The sequence below is a fragment of the Streptomyces sp. NPDC029138 genome (assembly GCF_055564375.1).
In genome coordinates, this window is record NZ_JBVHWM010000048.1 from 1 (window position 1) to 21,241 (window position 21,241).

At 71.7% G+C, this 21,241-nt stretch carries 16 protein-coding genes; 11 read left to right on the plus strand and 5 right to left on the minus strand.

The genetic code is table 11. The annotated features are described in order from the left end of the window. The 4 genes from ACZ4WH_RS29840 to ACZ4WH_RS29855 form a co-directional block, all read left to right on the plus strand. On the plus strand, positions 1 to 525 hold a 525-nt coding region (locus tag ACZ4WH_RS29840; protein ID WP_364825267.1), incomplete at its 5' end, for an alpha-glucosidase C-terminal domain-containing protein. A gap of 97 nt (positions 526 to 622) precedes the next feature. Next, positions 623 to 2,017, plus strand: coding sequence for a maltokinase N-terminal cap-like domain-containing protein (locus tag ACZ4WH_RS29845; protein ID WP_468186431.1), 1,395 nt, complete (start codon positions 623 to 625; stop codon positions 2,015 to 2,017). Then, the gene (glgB, locus tag ACZ4WH_RS29850) at positions 2,014 to 4,413 is read left to right on the plus strand and encodes a 1,4-alpha-glucan branching enzyme (RefSeq protein WP_468186434.1); all 2,400 of its coding nucleotides are present in this window, start codon (positions 2,014 to 2,016) and stop codon (positions 4,411 to 4,413) included. The genes ACZ4WH_RS29845 and glgB overlap by 4 nt, the downstream gene beginning before the upstream one ends. Positions 4,414 to 4,476: 63 nt before the next feature. Next, the gene (locus ACZ4WH_RS29855) at positions 4,477 to 5,364 is read left to right on the plus strand and encodes a hypothetical protein (RefSeq protein WP_468186437.1); all 888 of its coding nucleotides are present in this window, start codon (positions 4,477 to 4,479) and stop codon (positions 5,362 to 5,364) included. Here ACZ4WH_RS29855 and ACZ4WH_RS29860 read toward each other — a convergent pair. Both ACZ4WH_RS29860 and ACZ4WH_RS29865 read right to left on the minus strand, forming a co-directional pair. After that, on the minus strand, positions 5,351 to 7,591 hold the full coding sequence (locus tag ACZ4WH_RS29860) for a HelD family protein (RefSeq protein ID WP_468186583.1): 2,241 nt from the start codon (positions 7,589 to 7,591) through the stop codon (positions 5,351 to 5,353). The two genes, ACZ4WH_RS29855 and ACZ4WH_RS29860, sit on opposite strands and share 14 nt — an antisense overlap. A 193-nt stretch (positions 7,592 to 7,784) precedes the next feature. Then, entirely contained in the window at positions 7,785 to 9,458 is a 1,674-nt protein-coding gene (locus ACZ4WH_RS29865) for an MFS transporter (protein ID WP_468186440.1), read from the minus strand. 136 nt (positions 9,459 to 9,594) lie between these two features. On the opposite strand from ACZ4WH_RS29865, the gene ACZ4WH_RS29870 reads away from it, so the two are divergent. After that, positions 9,595 to 10,209 (plus strand): TetR/AcrR family transcriptional regulator, encoded by a 615-nt coding sequence (locus ACZ4WH_RS29870; RefSeq protein ID WP_468186443.1) that lies wholly within the window; start codon positions 9,595 to 9,597, stop codon positions 10,207 to 10,209. 146 nt (positions 10,210 to 10,355) lie between these two features. Here ACZ4WH_RS29870 and ACZ4WH_RS29875 read toward each other — a convergent pair whose 3' ends face one another. Beyond that, entirely contained in the window at positions 10,356 to 11,744 is a 1,389-nt protein-coding gene (locus ACZ4WH_RS29875; protein ID WP_468186446.1) for a cation:dicarboxylate symporter family transporter, read from the minus strand. 154 nt (positions 11,745 to 11,898) lie between these two features. Here ACZ4WH_RS29875 and ACZ4WH_RS29880 point away from each other — a divergent pair, with 154 nt between their 5' ends. Then, entirely contained in the window at positions 11,899 to 13,518 is a 1,620-nt protein-coding gene (locus tag ACZ4WH_RS29880; protein ID WP_468186449.1) for a sensor histidine kinase, read from the plus strand. Then, positions 13,515 to 14,210, plus strand: coding sequence for a response regulator (locus ACZ4WH_RS29885; RefSeq protein ID WP_468186452.1), 696 nt, complete (start codon positions 13,515 to 13,517; stop codon positions 14,208 to 14,210). The genes ACZ4WH_RS29880 and ACZ4WH_RS29885 overlap by 4 nt, the downstream gene beginning before the upstream one ends. On the opposite strand, the gene ACZ4WH_RS29890 is transcribed toward ACZ4WH_RS29885, so the two are convergent. Beyond that, entirely contained in the window at positions 14,092 to 16,308 is a 2,217-nt protein-coding gene (locus ACZ4WH_RS29890; RefSeq protein ID WP_468186455.1) for a tetratricopeptide repeat protein, read from the minus strand. The two genes, ACZ4WH_RS29885 and ACZ4WH_RS29890, sit on opposite strands and share 119 nt — an antisense overlap. Then, a complete protein-coding gene (locus ACZ4WH_RS29895; RefSeq protein ID WP_468186458.1) occupies positions 16,305 to 16,862 on the minus strand; it encodes a hypothetical protein in 558 nt (185 codons plus the stop codon). The genes ACZ4WH_RS29890 and ACZ4WH_RS29895 overlap by 4 nt, the downstream gene beginning before the upstream one ends. Positions 16,863 to 16,898: 36 nt before the next feature. On the opposite strand from ACZ4WH_RS29895, the gene ACZ4WH_RS29900 reads away from it, so the two are divergent. From ACZ4WH_RS29900 to ACZ4WH_RS29915, 4 genes are all read left to right on the plus strand, one after another. Continuing rightward, complete coding sequence (locus tag ACZ4WH_RS29900; protein WP_468186586.1) at positions 16,899 to 17,747, plus strand: 5'-methylthioadenosine/S-adenosylhomocysteine nucleosidase family protein; 849 nt, start codon at positions 16,899 to 16,901, stop codon at positions 17,745 to 17,747. Between the two features lie 323 nt (positions 17,748 to 18,070). Then, positions 18,071 to 19,462 (plus strand): extracellular solute-binding protein, encoded by a 1,392-nt coding sequence (locus ACZ4WH_RS29905; protein WP_468186461.1) that lies wholly within the window; start codon positions 18,071 to 18,073, stop codon positions 19,460 to 19,462. Then, positions 19,459 to 20,322 carry a carbohydrate ABC transporter permease gene (locus ACZ4WH_RS29910; RefSeq protein WP_468186463.1) on the plus strand — a complete coding sequence of 288 codons (864 nt, stop codon included), beginning with the start codon at positions 19,459 to 19,461 and terminating at the stop codon, positions 20,320 to 20,322. The genes ACZ4WH_RS29905 and ACZ4WH_RS29910 overlap by 4 nt, the downstream gene beginning before the upstream one ends. Next, positions 20,322 to 21,149 carry a carbohydrate ABC transporter permease gene (locus ACZ4WH_RS29915; RefSeq protein ID WP_468186466.1) on the plus strand — a complete coding sequence of 276 codons (828 nt, stop codon included), beginning with the start codon at positions 20,322 to 20,324 and terminating at the stop codon, positions 21,147 to 21,149. Before ACZ4WH_RS29910 ends, ACZ4WH_RS29915 begins: the two co-directional genes overlap by 1 nt. Positions 21,150 to 21,241 lie beyond the last annotated feature (92 nt).

The window sequence follows — 21,241 nt, forward strand, 5'->3', positions numbered from 1 at the left end:
TACTACGGCGACGAGATCGGCATGGGCGACAACATCTGGCTCGGCGACCGCGACGCCGTACGCACCCCCATGCAGTGGACCCCCGACCGCAACGCGGGCTTCTCGTCCTGTGACCCGGGACGCCTGTTCCTGCCCGCGATCATGGACCCGGTCTACGGCTACCAGGTCACCAACGTCGAGGCGTCCATGGCCTCACCCTCCAGCCTGCTGCACTGGACCCGCCGCATGATCGAGATCCGCAAGCAGAATCCTGCCTTCGGACTGGGGTCCTACACCGAGCTGCCGTCGTCGAACCCGGCGGTGCTCGCCTTCCTGCGCGAGTACGAGGACGACCTCGTGCTGTGCGTCCACAACTTCTCCCGCTTCGCGCAGCCCACGGAGCTGGACCTGAGCCGGTTCGGCGGGCGGCATCCCGTCGAGCTGTTCGGCGGGGTCCGGTTCCCGGCGATCGGCGAGCTGCCGTACCTGCTCACCCTCGCGGGACACGGCTTCTACTGGTTCCGGCTGCGGCGGGAACCCGTATAGCGCGGGCCCGGGTGGGGCGGTGCGGCGTTTCCACCGTCCCACCCGGGGCACGCATCAGTAACACCCCGACGCCCCCCGGGGAAAGGACGTGACGCCCATGGCGGAAACGGTCACCTCTTCCGGCACCACCGGTTCACTCCTCGCCTCGCTCGATCCCCTGCTGCGCGCCTGGCTGCCCCGGCAGCGCTGGTTCGCGGGCAAGGGACGCCCGGTCACCGGGTTCACCCCCGTGTCCGTCACCGAACTGCTGCCGCCCGACGGCCGGCTGGGTCTCTACCACCTGCTCGTGCGCGTCCACCAGCCCACCGTGCCCGGCGCCCCGCCGCACCCCGGCGACTGCTACCAGCTCCTCATAGGCGTGCGCGAGGCGCTGCCGCCCCGGCTCGCGCCCGCGCTGATCGGACATGTGACCGAGGGCTCGCTCGCCGGACGCACGGTGTACGAGGCCCTGTACGACGCCCGGCCCGCCGAGGTGCTCCTGGAGGCCCTGCGCACCCAGGCCCGCATCGGCGGGCTGCGCTTCGAGCGGGACCCGGCGCGGGAGATCCGGGCGGGCCTCGTGGCCCGGCTGATGACCGCCGAACAGTCCAACTCGTCGGTGGTCTACGGAGATACGTTCATCCTGAAGCTGCTGCGCCGGGTGGTGCCCGGCGTCAATCCCGATCTGGAGCTTCCCCTCGCCCTGGCCCGCGAGGGCTGCCCCCGGGTGCCGGCGCCCACGGCCTGGCTGCACGCCGAGGTGGCGGCGGACACCTACGTCCTGGCCGTGCTCCAGCCGTTTGTGAGCGGCGCCGCCGACGGCTGGGAGCTGGCGCTGCGCGAGCTGGCCAAGGGCGAGGACTTCGCCGCCGAGGCCCGCGCGCTGGGCCGGGCCACCGCCGAGGTGCACACCGCGCTCGCCCGGGCCCTGCCGACGGTCACCCTCGGCCACACCCAGCTGGAGCTGCTGGTCGACGGCATGACCGAGCGGCTGGCGGCGGCCGTGCAGGCGGTGCCGGCGCTGCGGCCGTACGAGCGCGGGCTGCGCTCGGCGTACGAGGCGCTCGGCACGCTCGCCGCCGAGGGCCGCACCTGGACCGCCCAGCGCGTCCACGGGGATCTGCACCTCGGCCAGTGCCTGCGCTCGCCGTCCGGCGCGTGGTCGCTGATCGACTTCGAGGGCGAGCCGGCCCGGCCGCTGTCCGAGCGGCGCATGCCGCAGCCGCCGGTACGGGACATCGCGGGGATGCTCCGCTCCTTCGACTACGCGGCCCACTCGGCGACCCCGCCCGCCCCGGAGTGGGCGCACACCTGCCGGGCCGCCTACTGCTCCGGATACGCGGAGGTGGCCGGCCGCGATCCGCGTACCGACCCGGTGCTGCTGCGGGCCTACGAGACCGACAAGGCGGTCTACGAGGTCGTCTACGAGGCCCGGCACCGGCCCGACTGGCTCCCCGTACCGCTGAGCGCGGTGCGCCGCCTCGCCCTGCCCGACCAGGAGGCTTGTCCGTGACCCCCAAGGGACACAAGGAATCCAAGGCCCACAAGGAATCCAAGGCCAAGAAGGAATCCGCGGCCAGGAAGAAGACCGCCGCCAGGAAGCCGCCGGCCCAGGAGGTCCCCGCGCAGGCACCGCCGCCCGCCGTGGACGTCCCGCCGCGGGCACCGGCACCCGCCGTCGCGGTCCCCCCGCAGGCACCGGCACCCCGTGCGGAGGTCGCCGTGTCCCCGGCCGTCGACGCCGGCGACCGCGAACGGCTGCTGCACGGCACCCACCACGATCCGCACTCCGTGCTGGGCGCGCACCCCGTCCCGGGCGGGGTCGCCTTCCGTGCGTTCCGCCCGTACGCGCGGGCGGTCACCGTGGTCTCGGGCGAGCTGCGGGCGGAGTTGCACGACGACGGCGACGGCTTCTTCTCCGGCCTGCTCCCGCTCACCGAGGTCCCCGCCTACCGGCTGCTGGTGACGTACGACGGCACGGTGCACGAGACCGAGGACGCCTACCGCTTCCTGCCCACCCTCGGCGACCTGGACCTGCATCTGATCGGCGAGGGCCGGCACGAGCAGCTGTGGCAGGCGCTCGGCGCGCACGTCACCACCCACCAGGGCGTCACCGGCACCCGGTTCGCGGTGTGGGCGCCGAACGCGCGAGGCGTCCGGGTCACGGGCGGGTTCAACTTCTGGGACGGCACCGGTTTCCCGATGCGCTCGCTCGGCGGCACCGGGGTCTGGGAGCTGTTCGTGCCGGGGATCGGCGAGGGCGAGCTGTACAAGTTCGAGATCACCCGCCCGGACGGCTCGCGCACCCGGCGCGCCGACCCGCTGGCCCGCCGTACCGAGGTGCCGCCCGCCACCTCCTCGATCGTGCACGCCTCGCACCACGAGTGGGGTGACGCCCAGTGGCTGGCGCACCGGGCGGACACCCCGGTGCACGCGGCCCCCTTCTCGGTCTACGAGCTGCACCTGCCGTCCTGGCGTCCGGGGCTGACGTACCGCCAGCTGGCCGAGCAACTTCCCGCGTACGTCAAGGAGATGGGCTTCACGCACGTCGAGCTGATGCCGGTCGCCGAGCATCCCTTCGGCGGCTCCTGGGGCTACCAGGTCACCGGCTTCTACGCCCCGACGGCCCGGCTCGGCACCCCCGACGACTTCAAGTACCTGGTGGACAAGCTGCACCAGGCCGGCATCGGGGTGCTGATGGACTGGGTGCCGGCGCACTTCCCACGCGACGACTGGGCCCTCGCGGAGTTCGACGGGCGTCCGCTGTACGAGCACCACGACCCGCTGCGGGCCGCCCATCCCGACTGGGGCACGCTGGAGTTCGACTTCGGCCGGCGCGAGGTGCGCAACTTCCTCGTCGCGAACGCCGTGTACTGGTGCGAGGAGTTCCACATCGACGGGCTGCGCGTGGACGCGGTCGCCTCGATGCTCTACCTGGACTACTCGCGCGAGCCGGGCCAGTGGACGCCGAACGAGCACGGCGGCCGGGAGAACCTGGACGCGGTGGCCTTCCTCCAGGAGATGAACGCCACCGTCTACCGGCGCTGCCCGGGCGTGGTGACCGTCGCCGAGGAGTCCACGGCCTGGGACGGCGTCACCCGGCCCACCCACCACAAGGGCCCGAGCGGCTTCGGCGGGCTCGGCTTCGGGCTGAAGTGGAACATGGGCTGGATGCACGACTCGCTCCAGTACATGAGCCACGACCCCGTGCACCGCAGGTACCACCACCACGAGATGACGTTCTCGATGGTGTACGCCTACAGCGAGAACTACGTCCTGCCGATCTCCCACGACGAGGTGGTGCACGGCAAGCGGTCCCTGGTGTCGAAGATGCCGGGCGACTGGTGGCAGCAGCGCGCCAACCACCGGGCCTACCTGGCCTTCATGTGGGCCCACCCGGGCAAGCAACTGTTGTTCATGGGGCAGGAGTTCGCCCAGGGCGCCGAGTGGTCCGAGGCGCACGGCCCCGACTGGTGGCTGCTCGACCCGGCGTACGGCGCCGAGGCGGACCACCGGGGCGTGCGGGACCTCGTCCGGGATCTGAACGCGGTGTACCGGGCGACCCCGGCGCTGTGGCAGCGGGACACCGACCCGGCGGGCTTCGAGTGGATCACCGGCGACGCGGCGGAGGACAACGTCTTCGCGTTCCTGCGCCACGACGCCGAGGGCACCCCGCTGCTCGCGGTCTCCCACCTGGCTCCCGTGGTCCGCCACGACTACCGCCTCGGGGTCCCGGACGACATCCCGGCCTGGGTGGAGGTCCTGAACACCGACGCGGCCCGCTACGGCGGCAGCGACGTCACCCACCCGGATGTCGTGAAGCCCGAGCCCCAGCCCTGGCACGGCCGCCCGGCGAGCATCCGCCTGACCCTGCCCCCGCTGGCGACGGTGTGGCTCCGCCCGGCCTGACCGGGTGGTGCGCGTCCTATAGTGGCCGCACGTCTTCGGGGTACCACGGGGGGACTGAGGTACGTGCGGCAGTACAGAGCACTGACCGCCCTGCTGTGTGCCGTGGCCGTTCTCCTGCTGAGCGGCTGCGGCACCCAGGTGGCGGGGCGAGGCGGAGGGGCGACGCCCACGGCGACCGGGCCGGTCCCCTGGACCCTCGCGGAGCCCTCCCGGGTCACCGCCGCCCGGATCGGCGCCGACCACCGAACGCTGAGCATCGACGCGGACGTGCCCAGCGGCAGGCACCCCTGCGTACGGAACCTCAAGGCGGTCGACACCGACGCCGAGTACGGCGCCGTGCCGGGCACCGTTCATGTGCAGATCACCTTCACCTCCCCGTCCGGTGACCGGCGTTCCGGGTGCGTCGAGGAGACGACGGCCACGGTCCGGGTACGGCTGCCCGAGCCGCTGGGCGAGCGCGAGCTGGTGGTCGACAACCGCACGGTCTTCACCGCTGACGGCGCGAAGCCGCCCGCCCTGCGGATGTGCGGGCGCCTCGGCTGCCATCCGCCGGCCACCGGCTGCACCCCGGCCTCCTACGACCAGGCGCTGATCGCGGCCGGGGCGCCCCAGCACACCTACCGGGACGCCGAGCACTGCGACGGCAGGTGGCTGGTCCTGGACTTCTCCTGGCGCACCGGCCCGGCGTGCGACTCCGACGACAAGAACCCCGCCTGCTCGGCCCGGCTGGGCGACCGCTGGTTCTTCCGGGCGGAGCGCTCCGGCTGGAAGCCGGTCTTCGAGAGTGCCGCCGGAGGCTGCGAGGCAGTCCGGCGCAGGGTTCCGGAATTCCCGGCCGAGCTGTGCGCGGAGCTGGCCCCGCTGTCCGCCACGCTGCACCCGGGCCACCCACCGCCGTCGGCGTCACCGACGGCCGGTGGAAGCCCCGCCCCGACGGCTACGGCCCGGTGACGCCCGTGGCGAGCGCCTTCGGGAGTTCGCCCGCGGAGAGCACGCCGAGCCGCTGGGTGGCCCGGGTCAGGGCCACGTACAGGTCGCTCGTGCCGTAGGCGCCCGGCTCGACCACCAGGACGGAGTCGAATTCGAGGCCCTTGGACTGCCGGGGGTCGAGCAGGACGACCGTCCGCGTCAGGTCGGGCTCGGCGCCGGCCGTGACGCCGTCCAGGCGGGCGGCCAGGGAGCGGTGCAGGTCGCGCGGGGCGATCACCGCGAGCCGGCCCTCCGTCGGGGTGAGTTCGGCGACCGCCTTGGCGACCGCGCCGGGCAGGTCGTCGGTCACCCGCCGCACCCAGGGGCGTTCGCCGGTGGAGCGGACGGAACTGGGCGGTTCGAAGTCCGGGTTCTCGGCGCGGACCACGGCCGCCGCCAGGTCCATGATCTCCGCCGGGGTGCGGTAGTTGACGCCCAGGCGGGTGTGCTCCCAGCGGTCCTCGACGTAGGGCGCGAGGATGTCCGCCCAGGAGCCGACGCCGGCCGCCTCCGCCGTCTGGGCCGGGTCGCCGACCAGGGTCATCGAGCGGGTCGGGCTGCGCCGCATCAGCAGCCGCCAGGCCATCGGCGACAGCTCCTGCGCCTCGTCGACGATGATGTGCCCGAACGCCCAGGTGCGGTCGGCGGCGGCCCGCTCGGCCGCGCTGCGGTGGTCGGCCTCCTCCTGCCGCTCTGCGAACCGCTCGGCGTCGATGATGTCGTGCGCGGACAGGACCTCGGAAGAGTCCGGGTCGTCGTCCTCCTTGTCCTCGAACTCGTAGGTCCGGGACGCGTAGGAGACGTCCAGGACGCCCTGCGCGTAGGCCACCTGCGTCTCGCGTTCGCGTTCGGCGCGGGCGCGCGCCACCCGGTCGTCCTCGCCCAGGAGTTCGGCCGCCTCGTCCAGCAGCGGGACGTCGGCGACGGTCCAGGCGCGGGTCACCGGGCGGCGGATCGCCTCGGCGTCCTCCTTCGGCAGGTAGCCGTCGGGCTCGGCGAGGAAGTCGGCGACCAGCCGCTGCGGGGTGATCCGGGGCCACAGCTGGTCGATGGCGTCCCAGACCTCGGGGTTCTCGGCGAGTTCGTCGCGGATCTGGGTGATGTCGGCGGCGTCGAGCAGGCTGCTGCCGTCGTAGGGGTCGGTGCCCACGCGTTCGGCGTACAGCTCGGTGAGCGTGTTGAGGATGTGCCCCTCGAAGTACTCACGGGCGACGTTGTGCGGCAGCTTGGCGGCGCGGGTGCGCTCGCGGGCGACGTTCACCAGGCCGTCGTCCAGCATGAGCACCTCGCGGTCGTGCTCGATCGCGATGACCGGGTCGGGCAGGGCCTGCCGGTCGCGTACGGCGGTGGCGAGCACGTCGGCCATGCCGGCACGGCCCTTGACGGCGGCGGCCTCGGGGGTGTCGGCGGCGGTGGCCTTCACGCCGGGGAACAGCTCGCCGACCGTGGCCAGCAGCACGCCGGTCTCGCCGAGGGAGGGCAGCACCTCGCCGATGTAGCCGAGGAAGGCCGGGTTGGGGCCGACGATGAGGACCGCCCGGCGGGCCAGCAGCTCCCGGTGCTCGTACAGCAGATAGGCCGCGCGGTGGAGGGCGACCGCGGTCTTGCCGGTGCCGGGACCGCCCTCGACGACCAGCAAGCCCCGGTGGGGCGCCCGGATGATCCGGTCCTGGTCGGCCTGGATGGTCTGCACGATGTCGCTCATCCGGCCGGTACGGGCGGAGTTCAGCGCGGCCAGCAGGACGGCGTCGCCATTGTGGTCCTCGTGCCCGGTGCGGGTGGCGTCGCCGAGGTCGAGGATCTCGTCGTGCAGGGAGGTGACGGTCCGGCCCTCGGAGGCGATGTGCCGGCGGCGGCGCAGACCCATCGGGGTGTGGCCGGTGGCCAGGTAGAAGGGGCGGGCGACATCGGCCCGCCAGTCGATGAGGACCGGCGTGCGCTCGGCGTCGTCCTCGCGCAGCCCGATCCGGCCGATGTGGTGCGTGGTGCCGTCGGCGAGGTCGATCCGGCCGAAGCAGAGCGAGCCGTCAACGGCGTTCAGCGCGGCGAGCAGCCCGGAGCGCTCGGCGACCAGGATGTCCCGCTCCAGCCGGGCCTGCATGGGCTTGTCGCCCTGGGCGAGCGCGTCGGCGACGGAGGTCTCGGCCGCGCCGCGCAGCACGTCCACGCGCGCGTACAGCCCGTCGATGAATTCCTGCTCGTGCCGGATTTCATCGTCTGGAAAGTCGGTGTTTGACAATTCCGCTCCCGCCCGGATATACTCTGCTCAGTAAATGTCTTCGTGATTCATCGAAATGAAGTCACGAATCATTGAATATACGCACAGGAATCCCCCGAGCGCAATTGCTCAGGGGATTTTTTTGTGGGCGGGGCCGGGTTCACGGCTGTGCGTGCGCAGGCGGTCAGCGGGCCGCGCTGTCCACCAGCTCCTTCTCCTCGGTCGTGGACTCCGGCGTGCCGGCCTCGCGGCGCGGCAGCAGGACGGCCACCAGGACGGTGCCGATGCCGAGGATCACCGCGCCGACCAGGCTGGTGTGGGCGACCGCGTCGGAGAAGGCGGAGCCCACCGCGTCGGCCATCTGCCGGGCACCGGCGGACAGCTCACCGGCCTGCTGCTTGAGCTGCGCGGCCTGCTGCGGGTCGCTCGCCTGCTGGGCCTGTACGGCGGCCTGCCGCGCCTTCTCGCCGATGCCCTCCGCGACGGCGTACCCGGCGCCGACCGAGTCCTGGGCGGTGTCCAGGGCGCTCGCCGGGAGCTTGCTGCCGGCGGTGGCGCCGGACAGGTGGTCGCCGTAGGAGGTGGCGAGCAGCGAGCCGAGGAGGGCGATGCCGAGCGAGCCCCCCAGCTCCAGCGAGGTGTCGTTGACCGCGCCGCCGACGCCCAGCTCGGACTCCGGGAACGCGCCCATGATGGCGTCGGTGCAGGGCGAGAGGGCGAGGCCGATGGCGAGACCCAGGACGATCAGGGGCGCCACGAAGTCGCCGTAGGTGGAGCCCGCGTCCACCCGGGTGAGCAGGGCGAGGGCGGTCGTACCGCCGACCATGCCCGCGCTGACGGTCCACTTCATGCCGAGGCGCGGGGTGAGCCAGCCGGTCAGGGCCGAGCCGACGAAGACGGCGCCGGCGAGCGGCAGCATCCGCACACCGGTCTCCAGGGCGTCGTAGCCGAGGACGAACTGGAGGTGCTGGGTGAGGTAGTAGAACGCGCCGAAGACGGCCAGGAAGAACAGGGCGACGGCGAGGTTGGAGCCGGCGAACCGGCGGCCGGTGAACCGGCGCACGTCCAGGATCGGGCGCGGGTGACGCAGCTCCCACAGGACGAAGGCGAGCAGGCCGACGCCCGCGGCGACGGCCGCCCCGACGGCCTTGACTCCCCAGCCGAAGTGCGGGCCCTCGATGATCATGTAGACGAGCGCGCCGGCCCAGAGCACCGACAGCAGGCCGCCGACGAGGTCGACGCGGTCGTGGTGACCGGCCCGGGACGGCGGGACGAGGACGAAGGCGGCGACGATCGCGACGGCCGCGACGGGTACGTTGATCAGGAAGGTCGAGGACCAGCCGTGGTCGCGCAGCAGGGCGCCGGCGACCACCGGTCCGGCGGCGATGGCTAGCCCGGCGGTTGCGGTCCACAGCGTGATCGCCTTGGCCCGCTCGGCGCGCGGGAAGGTCGCGGCCAGCAGGGAGAGCGTGGCCGGCATGATCAGCGCCGCGCCGACGCCCATCACGGCCCGGGCCGCGATGACGGTCGCCGCGCTGTCGGCGAGATACCCGAAGACGGCCCCGCCACCGAACACCACCAGACCGAGGACGAGCGCCCCGCGCCGGCTGTACTTGTCGCCGATCGCGCCGAGCAGCAGCATCAGCGCCGCGTAGGGCACGGTGTAGCCGTCGATCACCCACTGAAGGTCGGCGCTGGAGAGCCCGAGGTCCCGGGTCATGTCGGGCGCCGCGACCGTGAGCGCGGTGTTCGCCATCACGATGATCAGCAGGCTGAGGCAGAGCACCAGCAGCGCCCACCACCGCCGGGCGTAGGGGCGGTCCATCCTCTCGACCGGTTCGGTCATGACGAGTCGCATGGCAGGGGTCGCCTTCCTCGGGTACGCGACGAGACTTGCAAAACGGCGTGCAATTGCACAACCATGTGCAATGTACGTCGTTGCACAGCACTGTGCAAGTCGACGGAAGACGCCGGGAAGCCTCCGGGGAGGCACAATGACCGCCATGACCACGGGTAACACCAGCCGCGCCGACGCCAACCGGCGCCGCATCCTCGACGTCGCCCTCGCCGAACTGCTGCGCGATCCGGATGCCTCCATGGACCAGATCGCACGCGCCGCGGGGGTCGTACGACGGACGGTCTACGGCCACTTCCCCAGCCGGGAGGCGCTGATCAGCACCCTGGTCGACGGAGCCGTGGAGGCGCTGGCGGACGCGGACTCCCGGGCCGGCGCCCAAGTGACCGACCCGGCGGAGACGGTGGCCCGCTCGGTGCTCGCCCTGTGGCCGGTCGCCGACCGCTACCGGCTGCTGATCGCCCTGGCGCAGCGCACGGTCACCGTGCAGGGCATCCGCGAACGTCTCGCCCCCCTGCGCGAGAACAGGATCCGCCTCCTCCAGCGCGGCCTGGACGAGGGCGCCTTCAGCTCCCCGCTGCCCGCGCCGGCCCTCGCGTACGTGCACGAGCAGATGCTCTTCGCGGTGATGGAGGCGGTGAACGACGGCCTCCTGGCAGCGGAGGAGGCGGGCCGCTCCGCCACGGTCGCCGTCCTGACCGCGGCGGGCGTACCCGCCTCACGGGCCACCGAGCTGGTGGCCGAGGTGTCGTAGCAAAAGGAAGTGTCTGATCAGGGTGTCCGAGCAAAGGGAGGAGCCGGGCGGCTGAGTTACGGGGGAGCCTCAGCCGCCCGGCGGCGGTACCCGAACGCCCGGCCCGGGTTCAGGCGGGGCCGGACGTCCGGAACTTCTATGGTGGATCAGGCCTTGGCGAGTTCCTTCTGGCCGTCCTCCCGAGGCTCGGGAACCTCCGTCACCTCGGTCCCGCCCTCGTCCAGCAGCGTGGTCTCGTCGAACGGCAGCTCCCCGGCCAGCACCCGCCGCACCCGGACCTTGTCGATCTCCTTGGTCCACGTGCCCACGAGCACCGTCGCGACCGCGTTGCCCGCGAAGTTCGTCAGCGCCCGCGCCTCGCTCATGAACCGGTCGATGCCGACGATCAGCCCGACCCCGTCGACCAGCGCCGGCTTGTGCGACTGGAGACCGCCGGCCAGGGTGGCGAGACCCGCACCGCTGACACCGGCCGCGCCCTTGGAGGCCAGCAGCAGGAAGAGCAGCAGCGGGATCTGCTCGCCGACCGACATCGGCGTACCCAGCGCGTCCGCGATGTAGAGCGACGCCATGGTCATGTAGATCATCGTGCCGTCGAGGTTGAAGGAGTACCCGGTCGGCACGGTGATGCCGACGACCGGCCGGCTGACGCCCAGGTGCTCCATCTTCGCGATCAGCCGCGGCAGCGCGGACTCCGACGAAGAGGTCGACAGGATCAGCAGGAACTCGCGGGCGAGGTACTTGAACAGGGAGAAGACGTTCAGGCCCGCGACGACCCGGAGCAGTGCGCCGAGCACGACGAAGACGAACAGGAAGCAGGTGACGTAGAAGCCGAGCATCAGTACGGCGAGGCTCTTGAGCGCGTCGACACCGGCCGAACCGACCACCGCCGCGATGGCGCCGAAGGCACCGATCGGCGCCGCCCACATCACCATGGACAGGATGCGGAAGACGAGCCGCTGGATGTGCTCGATGCCGCGCAGCACCGGCTGTCCGGCCGAGCCCATGGCCTGGAGCGCGAACCCGGCGAGCAGGGCCACCAGCAGCGTCTGGAGCACCTGGCCCTCGGTGAAGGCGGAGACGAACGTGGTCGGGATGATCGACAGCACGAAGTCGACGGGCGGCAGCGCGTCGGGGGACACCTGGTCGTGCCCGGTCGCCTTGATGGCGTTGGTGATGTGCAGTCCGTCACCCGGGTGCAGCACATTGCCGACGACGAGCCCGATGGCGAGCGCCACGAGCGACATCACGAGGAAGTAGCCGAGAGCGATACCGCCGACGGCGCCGACCTTGGCGGCCTTCCGTACCGATCCGATGCCGAGCACGATCGTGCAGAAGATGATCGGCGAGATCATCATCTTGATCAGGTTCACAAACCCGGTGCCCAGCGGCTTCAGCTCCACCGCGGCATCGGGCCAGATCAGCCCCACGGCGATGCCGAGCGCGACCGCCGCGATGACGGCGATGTACAGGTAATGAGTCCGGTCCCGCTTCGCGCGGGGTGCGGCAGGTGCCGTGTCGGCAGTGCTGGCGGCCACGACTGCCCTCCTTGACGTCTTCGTCGGCTAACAACCGGCGTGCGGCTCACGTCCGGGCGTTTTTGGGGAATGCCGTGACTATCTCCCGGCCTGTGAGGGCGGTCACCCTTCCGTTCATTTAGTTCACGCTTAACCCGAGAGGCACACTGCTGACATGCGCGTACCCACCCTCCCGCGGCCCCGCAGCCTGGCCGGCCAGCTGTTCGCCATACAGGCCGTGCTGATAGCGGTGGTCGTGGCCGGGTACGCGCTGTTCACCTACGTCAGCGACCAGCGGCAGGCCGAGGACGCCGCCGCCCGGCAGGCCACGGCGGTGGCCCGGTCGATCGCCGACTCCCCCTCGGTCCGCGAGGCGATCCGCACCCCCGACCCCACGGCCCGGCTGGAGCCGTACGCCCTCCAGGTCATGCGGGACGCCAACGTCGACTTCGTGACGATCATGAACCCGTCCGGCATCCGCTGGACCCACCCCGACAGGAAGCAGATCGGCAAACGTTTCCTCGGCAACATCGGCCCCGCCCAGCACGGCCGCACCTTCACCGAGACCTACACCGGCACCCTCGGCGCGTCCGTCCGCGCGGTGACCCCCATCTCGGACAACGGCCGGATCGTCGGCCTGGTGAGCGCCGGCATCAAGGTGGAGACGATCAGCGCCCGGGTCCAGGACCAGGTCACGGCCCTGCTCGGGGTGGCGGGCGTGGCCCTGCTGCTGGGCGCGGTCGGCACGTACGTCATCAACGCCCGGCTCCGCCGCCACACCCACGGCATGAACGCCACCGAACTGAGCCGGATGCACGACTACCACCAGGCCGCGCTGCACGCGGTCCGCGAAGGGCTGCTCATGCTGGACGGCCGGTACCGGGTGGCGCTGATCAACGACGGCGGCCGGGAGCTGCTCGGGGTGGGCCCGGAGGAGGCCGTGATCGGCCGCTCGGTGGCCGGCCTGGGACTGCCGGCCCCGCTGACGGGCGCCCTGCTGTCCTCGGAGCCCCGGGTGGACGAGGTGCACCTGACGGCGTCCCGGGTGCTGGTGGTGAACACGTCCCCGGTCTCGGGCGGCGAACACCGGGGCACGGTCGCGACCCTCCGGGACGTCACCGAACTCCAGTCCCTCATGGGCGAGTTGGACTCGGAGCGGGGCTTCACCCAGGCACTGCGCTCACAGGCGCACGAGGCCGCGAACCGCCTGCACACGGTCGTCTCCCTGATCGAGCTGGGCCGGGCCGAGGAGGCGGTGGACTTCGCCACGGCCGAGCTGGAGCTGGCGCAGGCCCTGACCGACCAGGTGGTGGCGGCGGTCAGCGAGCCGGTGCTGGCCGCGCTCCTGCTGGGCAAGACCGCACAGGCGAACGAGCGGGGCGTGGAGCTGGTGGTCTCACCGGACAGCCGGCTGGACGACGGCCTGCTCCCGGAGAGCCTGTCCGCCCGCGACCTGGTCACGATCCTCGGCAACCTGATCGACAACGCCGTGGACGCGGCGCAGGGCAGCGTGCGGGCCCGGGTGACGGTGACGGCGTACGCTACGGCCGCCGAAGTGGTGCTCCGGGTGTCGGACACCGGCCCGGGGGTCGACCCCGCCCACGCCGACCTGGTGTTCCAGCGGGGGTTCTCCACGAAGCCGGCCGAACCCGGCGGACGGGGACTCGGGCTGGCCCTGGTCCGGCAGGCGGTGAACCGCCACGACGGCACGTTGACGGTGGCCGAGGCGGAGGAGGGCGGAGCGGTGTTCGAGGTGCGGTTGCCGTTGCGCACGTCCGGGGGCGGCAGCGGATGACGAACGAGCAGCAGCCCATCCGCGTCCTCGTCGTCGAGGACGACCCCGTGGCCGCCGACGCGCACGTGATGTACGTCGGCCGGGTGCCGGGGTTCGTCGCGGTCGGGAAGGCGCACACGGGGGCGGAGGCGCGGCGCTTCCTGGACCGCACACCGGTGGACCTGCTGCTGCTGGACCTGCACCTCCCCGACGTCCACGGCTTGCAGCTGGCCCGGTCCCTGCGGGCGGCCGGGCATCACGCGGACGTGATAGCGGTGACCTCGGCACGCGACCTGGCGGTGGTGCGGGAAGGTGTCTCCCTGGGCGTCGTCCAGTACGTCCTGAAACCGTTCACCTTCGCGACGTTGCGCGACCGGCTGGTCCGGTACGCCGAGTTCCACGCGGCGGTGGGCGAGGCGAGCGGCCAGGACGAGGTGGACCGCGCCCTGGCCACCCTGCGCGCCCCGACACCGGCGGCCCTGCCGAAGGGGTTGAGCGGGCCGACGCTGGAGCGAGTGACGGCTGCGTTGCGGGACGCCGCTTCGGAGGGGCTCACGGCGGCCGGAGTGGCCGAGGCGGTGGGCATCTCCCGGATCACCGCACGCCGGTACCTGGAACACCTGGTGGACGCGGGGAGGGCCGGCCGGAGTCCGCTGTACGGGCAGGTGGGGAGGCCGGAGCTGGTGTATCGGTGGGTGCGGCAGGGGCGGTGAGGGCGGGAGGCTCACCTGTGCCGTGCGGGGGCAGAAATCTGGCCGCGCGACGGGCGTACGCTGCGTCCCGGGCGGAGCCCGCGCGGTCGTAGGCCTCCGCGGCACGGAGCCAGTACGACCGCGCGTGTGCCGGCTCCCCTGCGGTCTCGTGGATCAACCCGAGTGCGTAGAGGGTCTGCCCCTCGCCGTGCCTGTCCTCGTAGGTCTCGCAGATGTCCAGGGCGTTGAGGCAGGCGTCCAGGGCTGCCCGGGTCCTGCCGGACACGTTGAGCGTGATCCCGTAGTTGTGCCAGGCACGGCCTTCGCGGAGCCGGTCGCCGGTCTCCCGGTACAGCTCAAGGGCACGCTTCAGGGCGCTCAACGCCTCCTTCACCCGGCCGGCCTTGCGGTAGGTGATCGCGAGGTTGTTCCAGGCACCGGCCTCGCCGTGCCGGTCGCCCGTCCGCCGGAGGAGCGCGAGAGCGTGACGCAGGGCGTCGACGGCCTCATCGACTTCTCCGACGTCGTTGCGGATCATGCCCATGTTGGAAAGGGCCTTGGCCTTGCCGCCGTCGCGCTCCAGGGAGTCGTAGAGCGCGTACGCCCGCCGGCACGCGTCGAAGGCCTCCTGCATGCGCCCGGTTCCGCGCAGCGCGATTCCCATCCTGTTCCAGGCATCGGCCTCACCGTGTGCGTCGCCGGCTCGTTCCGCGGCGGCCTGGGCGCAGCGGTTGACGGTGACTCCGTCGTCGAAGTAGCGGCGCCACTCCAGATAGTCGGCCAGCACGGCGGCCAGCGAGGACGCGTCGAAGGAGAGTTTCCGCACGGCGGCCCACCGGGTGGCCCCCACCAGGTTCTCGCGCTCCTCGTCGAGCCAGGCGAGGGCCTCTTCGCGATCGCGGAACGGCTGGGGCGAAGAGCCCTGGGCATGCTTGCCCCGCCACCTCCGATCCGCCGCCTGAGCCTGTGTGAGGTAGAAGGACAGGACGCGTTCCCTCGCGGCTTCACGCTCGGCCGTGGTCACCTTGCCCGCGGCGAATTCCGCGACGAGGTCGTGCAGCCGCCAGCGTCCCCGGTGTCTGCCCTGTTCCAGCAGGTGAGCCCGTTCCAGCGCGCTCAGCAAAGCCTGGCATGCGCCCGGCTCGTCGCCCTGGAGGGCTTCGACAGCGGGCAGCCCCGACTCCCTGCCGGGCAGGAGGGCGAACAGGCGTAGCAGTCGTGCCTCTGCCCCGGGCAGTCGTTGGTAGGACAGCTCGAAGGTGAGACGTACGCTCCGCTCACCGTCATCGAGTCGGTCGACCCGGCTCCGGGCGTTGGCGAGGTCGGAGCACAGCTCATGAACCGGTGTGCCGGGGTCGGCGCACAGCAGGGCGGCGGCGATCTGGAGGGCCAGCGGAAGACGGTCGCACAGTTCCGCGAGCCGGGCTGCCGACTCCCGGTCGTCCGCGATCCTGGAGTCCCCGGCGTCCGCGGCCCGCAGCTCCCGGTCGAGCAGGGCGACGGCACTGTCCGGTGGCAGCTCACCGAGGGTCAGGAGCCGGGCGCCCAGTGTGGGCAGCCGGTGGCGGGAGGTGATCAGTACCCGGTGCCGCTCACCCCCCGGCAGCAGCGGCCGTACCTGCTCCGGCGACGACGCGTTGTCGGCCAGGATCAGCACCGCCTCCCGCTCGGCCAGCACCGACCGGTACAGTCCGGCCCGTTCGTCCGCCGTGGCCGGAATGTGCGCGGGCTCCACGCCGAGCGCCCGCAGCAGGGACTGCAACGTCTGGTCCGCCGTGACCGGAGTGTCGTCGTAGCCGTGCAGGTCCACGAACAGCACGCCGCCCGGGAACCACCCCGCCTCCCGCGCCGCGTACGCCGCCCGCACCGCCAGCGCCGTCTTGCCGATGCCGCCGAGCCCCGACACGGCGGTGACGAGGACGGCCTGTTCGCCACCGGAGCCCGAGGGATCGAGCGCCACCCTCAGCCGGCCCAACGCCTCGTCCCGGCCGGTGAGTCCGGCGGCCCTCGGCGGCAGCGCGTCCAGGGCTGTCGGTGCCGGTGCCTGCTGTTTGTACTCCGCCTTGCCGATGACCGGCCCGCGGAAGTCCCCGCCCCGGAAGTCGACGACATCGCTCACCCGGTCCCACCCCCCGCCCGGAACGGCACGGCGTACTGCACCACGCACACGCCCAGCCCCACGACCGCGACCGCCTCCAGCACGGACACGACCGCCAGCCCGGCGGAGACGTCACCGCCCGCCCAGTACACGACGAGCGCGCTCAGCGGCACCACGCAGAAGGCCAGCAGGTCCACCACGCACTGCGTCATCTTCCGGGACACGCGCCGGGTGTCCTCCCGGTGCGCGCTCTCCCAGCGGAAGACCTCGCCGCCCTCCGCCTGGGCCAGTGCGGCGAGCCGGGGTCCCAAGTCGCCCCGCACGTACGCCCCGATCGCCGAGATCTTCTGGTCGTTGACGAGGTACGTCCAGCCGAGAACGACGCACACCGGCGGCAGCGCGAGCAGCATCGCGGCCTGTCTGGCCTGGGCCGCCGCCGCGATGACGGCCGCCACCACCGTCAGGGTGACGTAGAGCAGGTTGTCCCGGAACCCGATCCGCGTCTTCTGCTCGTCCTTGACGGTCTGGTACTCGGTGAGCAGCAACTGCCCCACGGTGACGTCTCGTTCCGGCACATGAGCCCCTTCCCCCGGCAGTACCGGCAGTACCTTATGAGTGTGCCGGAGACTCAACCCACCGTTCTGGTCCTGACCGCACTGCCCCTGGAATACGCCGCTGTGCGGGCGTACCTCCCGGAGCGGCACGAACGCGTCCACCCCAACGGGACCCGCGTCGAGACGGGCCGGCTGCCGGACAGTTCCTGGCACCTGGCGATCAGCGAGCTGGGCGTGGGGGCCGAGCGTGCCGCCGCGCTCACGGCCCAGCTCATCGAGTGGCTGCGTCCCGGGGCCGTCCTCTTCGTGGGGGTCGCGGGGAGCCTGAAGGACGACATCGAGATCGGCGACGTCGTGGTGGGCACGCAGGTCTACGAGATCCACGGCGGCAAGCAGGCCCACGACGGTTTCAAGGTCCGCCCGAGAGCCCTGCCCGGCTCGCACGCGCTGGAGCAGGCGGCGCGTTCCGCGGCCCGGGACCTGCCGGAGGTCCGGGTGCACTTCGCGCCGATCGCGACCGGTGACGTGGTACTGGCCGACTCCAGGTCGGACATCGCCCGGCACATGGAGGCCCACTACAACGACGCGGGCGCCATCGAGATGGAGGGCTCCGGAGCGGCCCAGGCGGCGCACCTGAGCGGACAGGTGGACGCGCTCGTGGTGCGGGGCGTCAGCGACCGCGCGGACCGGAACAAGCGCCGGGCCGACGCCGGCGGCTCGCAGCAGCGGGCCGCCGCGCACGCGGCGACCGTGGCGGTCGCGATGCTGCGCAAGCACCAGCCCCGCCGCACGGGGTCCGGCGACTCCGAGGAGGGACCCCAAGCACGCCACGGGGGCGACCACATCGACTTCCGGGGCGGGACCTTCCACGGGCCCGTCGTCGGCAAGCAGGTCGGAGACCGGTAAGGGCACGGCCCACGGCCCGGTCCCGCGCGCGACCGCCGCCCTGCCGCCCCGCCCCCTCGGCTTCACCGGCCGGTCGGCGGAGCTGGACCGACCCCGAAGGCAACGCCTACATCGCCGTCTCCGGCCAGGAGGACCGCGCCCTCACCGACTCCCGCGAAGTCCTCCGCGCCCTCATCCGGGAGATCAAGGCCGGCAAGGCGGACCATCTGCTGTAGTCCGCCGAGGATCAATCCCGCGCAGACGCATTGACCTGACTAGACCACTCCTCTTACGTTCACACGGCAGTTCATCTCCGCGCCACCCCCACGTGTGCTCAGGAGGTCATGCCCGTGCGCCCCACCGCCGCCCACTCCCGCCGCCTCCCCCTCTCCCTCCTCCTCACCGCCGCTCTCGCCGCCACCGCGCTCACCGCCTGCGGCAGCGGCTCCGGCAGCAGCCCGGACACCATCAAGGTGTCGTACAAGCAGTCCACCGACAACTCCGTCAAGGTGATGGACACCTACCTCGCCGGGATCAAGAAGCAGTTCGAGCACAAGTACCCCGGCAAGAAGGTGGAGTTCGTGCCGATCAAGGCGCCGGACTCGGAGTACTACACCAAGCTCCAGCAGATGCTGCGCTCGCCGCGCACCGCCCCGGACCTCGTCTACGAGGACACCTTCCTCATCAACTCCGACATCACCAGCGGGTATTTGAAGCCGCTCGACCCGTACCTCGCGAAGTGGCCCGCCTGGAGTCAGTTCATCGACACCGCGAAGGCGGCGGCCAAGGGCCAGGACGGGAAGACGTACGGCGTCCCGGACGGGACCGACACGCGCGGGCTCTGGTTCGACAAGCGGGTGTTCCGGAAGGCCGGGTTGCCGCTGGACTGGCAGCCGAAGACCTGGGACGACGTCCTCGCCGCCGCGCGGACCATCAAGCGGAAGGTCCCCGGCGTCATCCCGCTCAACGTCTACACCGGCAAGCCGGCCGGTGAGCGCGCCACCATGCAGGGCTTCGAGATGCTGCTGTACGGCACCGGCGACGGCACACAGGACCCGATGTACGACAGTGGCAGCAAGAAGTGGATCACGGGTTCGCAGGCTTTCAAGGACTCTCTCGGCTTCATCGAGACCGTCTACAAGGACAAGCTCGGCCCCGAGGTCTCCGACGCCCTCGACCCGAACTTCAACACCACCGTCAACGGCGAACTGCTGCCCCAGGGAAAGCTCGGCATCGCCCTCGACGGCTCCTGGCTGCCGCAGGCCTGGCTGCCGGGCAGCGGGCACGAGTGGCCGGACTGGTCGAAGCAGCTGGGGCTCGCCGCCATGCCGACGCAGGCCGGGCAGGCGCCGGGCAAGGTGAGCATGTCCGGCGGCTGGACCTGGTCGATTCCGGCCAAGGCGGCCAACCCCGACCTCGCCTTCGACTTCGTCCGGACGATGCAGACGAAGGACAACGCCCGGAAGTGGTACATCGCCAACTCCGGGATCGCCGTACGCAAGGACGTCGCCGCCGATCCGGCGTACGCAGGCGCCCAGCCCGGCATCAAGTTCTTCACCGACCTCGTCGCGAGCACCCACTACCGGCCGGCGTATCCCGCGTACCCGAAGGTGTCGACCGCCGTGCAGGAGGCCATGGAGGGGGTCACGACCGGTGACCTGTCCGTGGAGAAGGCGGCGAGCGAGTACGACGCCACGGTCAAGGACGTCACCGGCGGCCAAGTGGTCCACAAGTGAGGCGCCGGAACCTGGCCGTCCGGGCCCTCCCGGTCGGCCCCGCCCTGGTCCTGCTGCTCCTCTTCCTCGCCGGGCCGATCGCCTACTGCCTCTGGATCGCCTTCACCGACCTCCAGCTGACCGGCCAGGCCCACTCCTCCTTCGTCGGTTTCGCCAACTTCCGCCGGGCGTTCCAGGACGACGCGTTCCTGAACGCCGTCTGGCTGACCCTGGTGTTCACGGTGCTGTCCTCGCTCATCGGGCAGAACACGCTGGGGCTGGCGCTGGCCGCGCTGATGAAGCGCGCGTCGAAGCCCGTCCGTACCCTCGCCGGCGGGGTCGTCGTCACCGCGTGGGTGCTGCCGGAGGTCGTCGCCGGGTTCCTGCTCTACGCGTTCTTCCGACGCGAGGGCACCCTGAACGCGATCCTGGACTGGCTCCATCTGCCCCGCCAGAACTGGCTGTTCACGCTGCCCATCCTCGCGGTGTCCTTCGCCAACGTCTGGCGCGGGACGGCGTTCTCGATGCTCGTGTACTCCGCCGCGCTGGACGAGATCCCCGCCGAGATCACGGAGGCCGCCGAGGTGGACGGGGCCGGCGGGTGGCGGCGGCTGTGGCACATCACGCTGCCGATGATCCGGCGCTCCATCGGCACCAACCTCATGCTCAACACCCTCCAGACGCTCTCCGTCTTCGGGCTGATCTGGGTGATGACCCGGGGCGGGCCCGGCGACCGGAGCCAGACGCTGCCGCTGTTCATGTACGAACAGGCCTTCCAGAACAGCATGATCGGGTACGGCACCGCGGTCGCCCTGCTCCTGCTGGTCGTCGGCTCCCTGTTCTCCGTCGTCTATCTGCGGCTGCTGCGGACGGAGGTCTGATGGCCCGTAAGCGCTCCTCCCGGCGGCTTGCCGCGGATGTCTCCCTGCTGGCCGTGGCCGCCGCCTTCGCGCTGCCGCTCGCCTGGGTGCTGCTGTCCGCCGTGGACCCGCACGCCGGCCTCCGGGTCAAGGTCCCGGACGGCCTCACCCTGGCCAACTTCGACGCGATCCTGACCCCGGACATCACCTACACCCCGCTGCTCAACAGCCTGATCCTGTGCGGCGGCGCCACGGCGCTGACCGTCGGCTGCGCCGCGCTCGCCGCGTATCCGCTGTCCCGGTTCCGGTCCCGGCTGAACCGGCCGTTCCTGCTGACGATCCTGTTCGCGACGAGCCTGCCCATCACCGCGATCATGGTGCCGGTGTACGCCCTGTTCGTCCGGGTGAACCTCATCGACACCCTCCAGGGCACGATCTTCTTCTTCGCCGCCTCCCAGCTGCCGTTCGCCATCTGGCTGATGAAGAACTTCATGGACGGCGTGCCGACGGAGCTGGAGGAGGCGGCCTGGACGGACGGGGCCTCGGCGGCGCAGTCCCTCGTCCGGATCGTGCTGCCGCTGATGGGGCCGGGGCTCGCCGTCGTCACCGTGTTCTCGTTCGTGATGATGTGGGGGAACTTCTTCGTCCCGTTCATGCTGCTGCTCACCCCGGAGCAGATGCCGGCCTCGGTGAGCATCAACGACTTCTTCGGCAACCGGGGCATGGTGGCGTACGGCCAGCTCGCCGCGTTCTCGGTGATCTACTCGACGCCGGTGATCCTCCTGTACGTCCTGGTGGCACGGCGGCTGGGCGGCGGGTTCGCCCTGGGCGGCGCGGTCAAGGGGTGAACCGGAAGGCGGTCAAGGGGTGAGCCGGAAGGGTGTTCCGTCCGTTGCATACCGAACGGCCGGAACTGTGCGTTCCGACAATCCGTGATCCT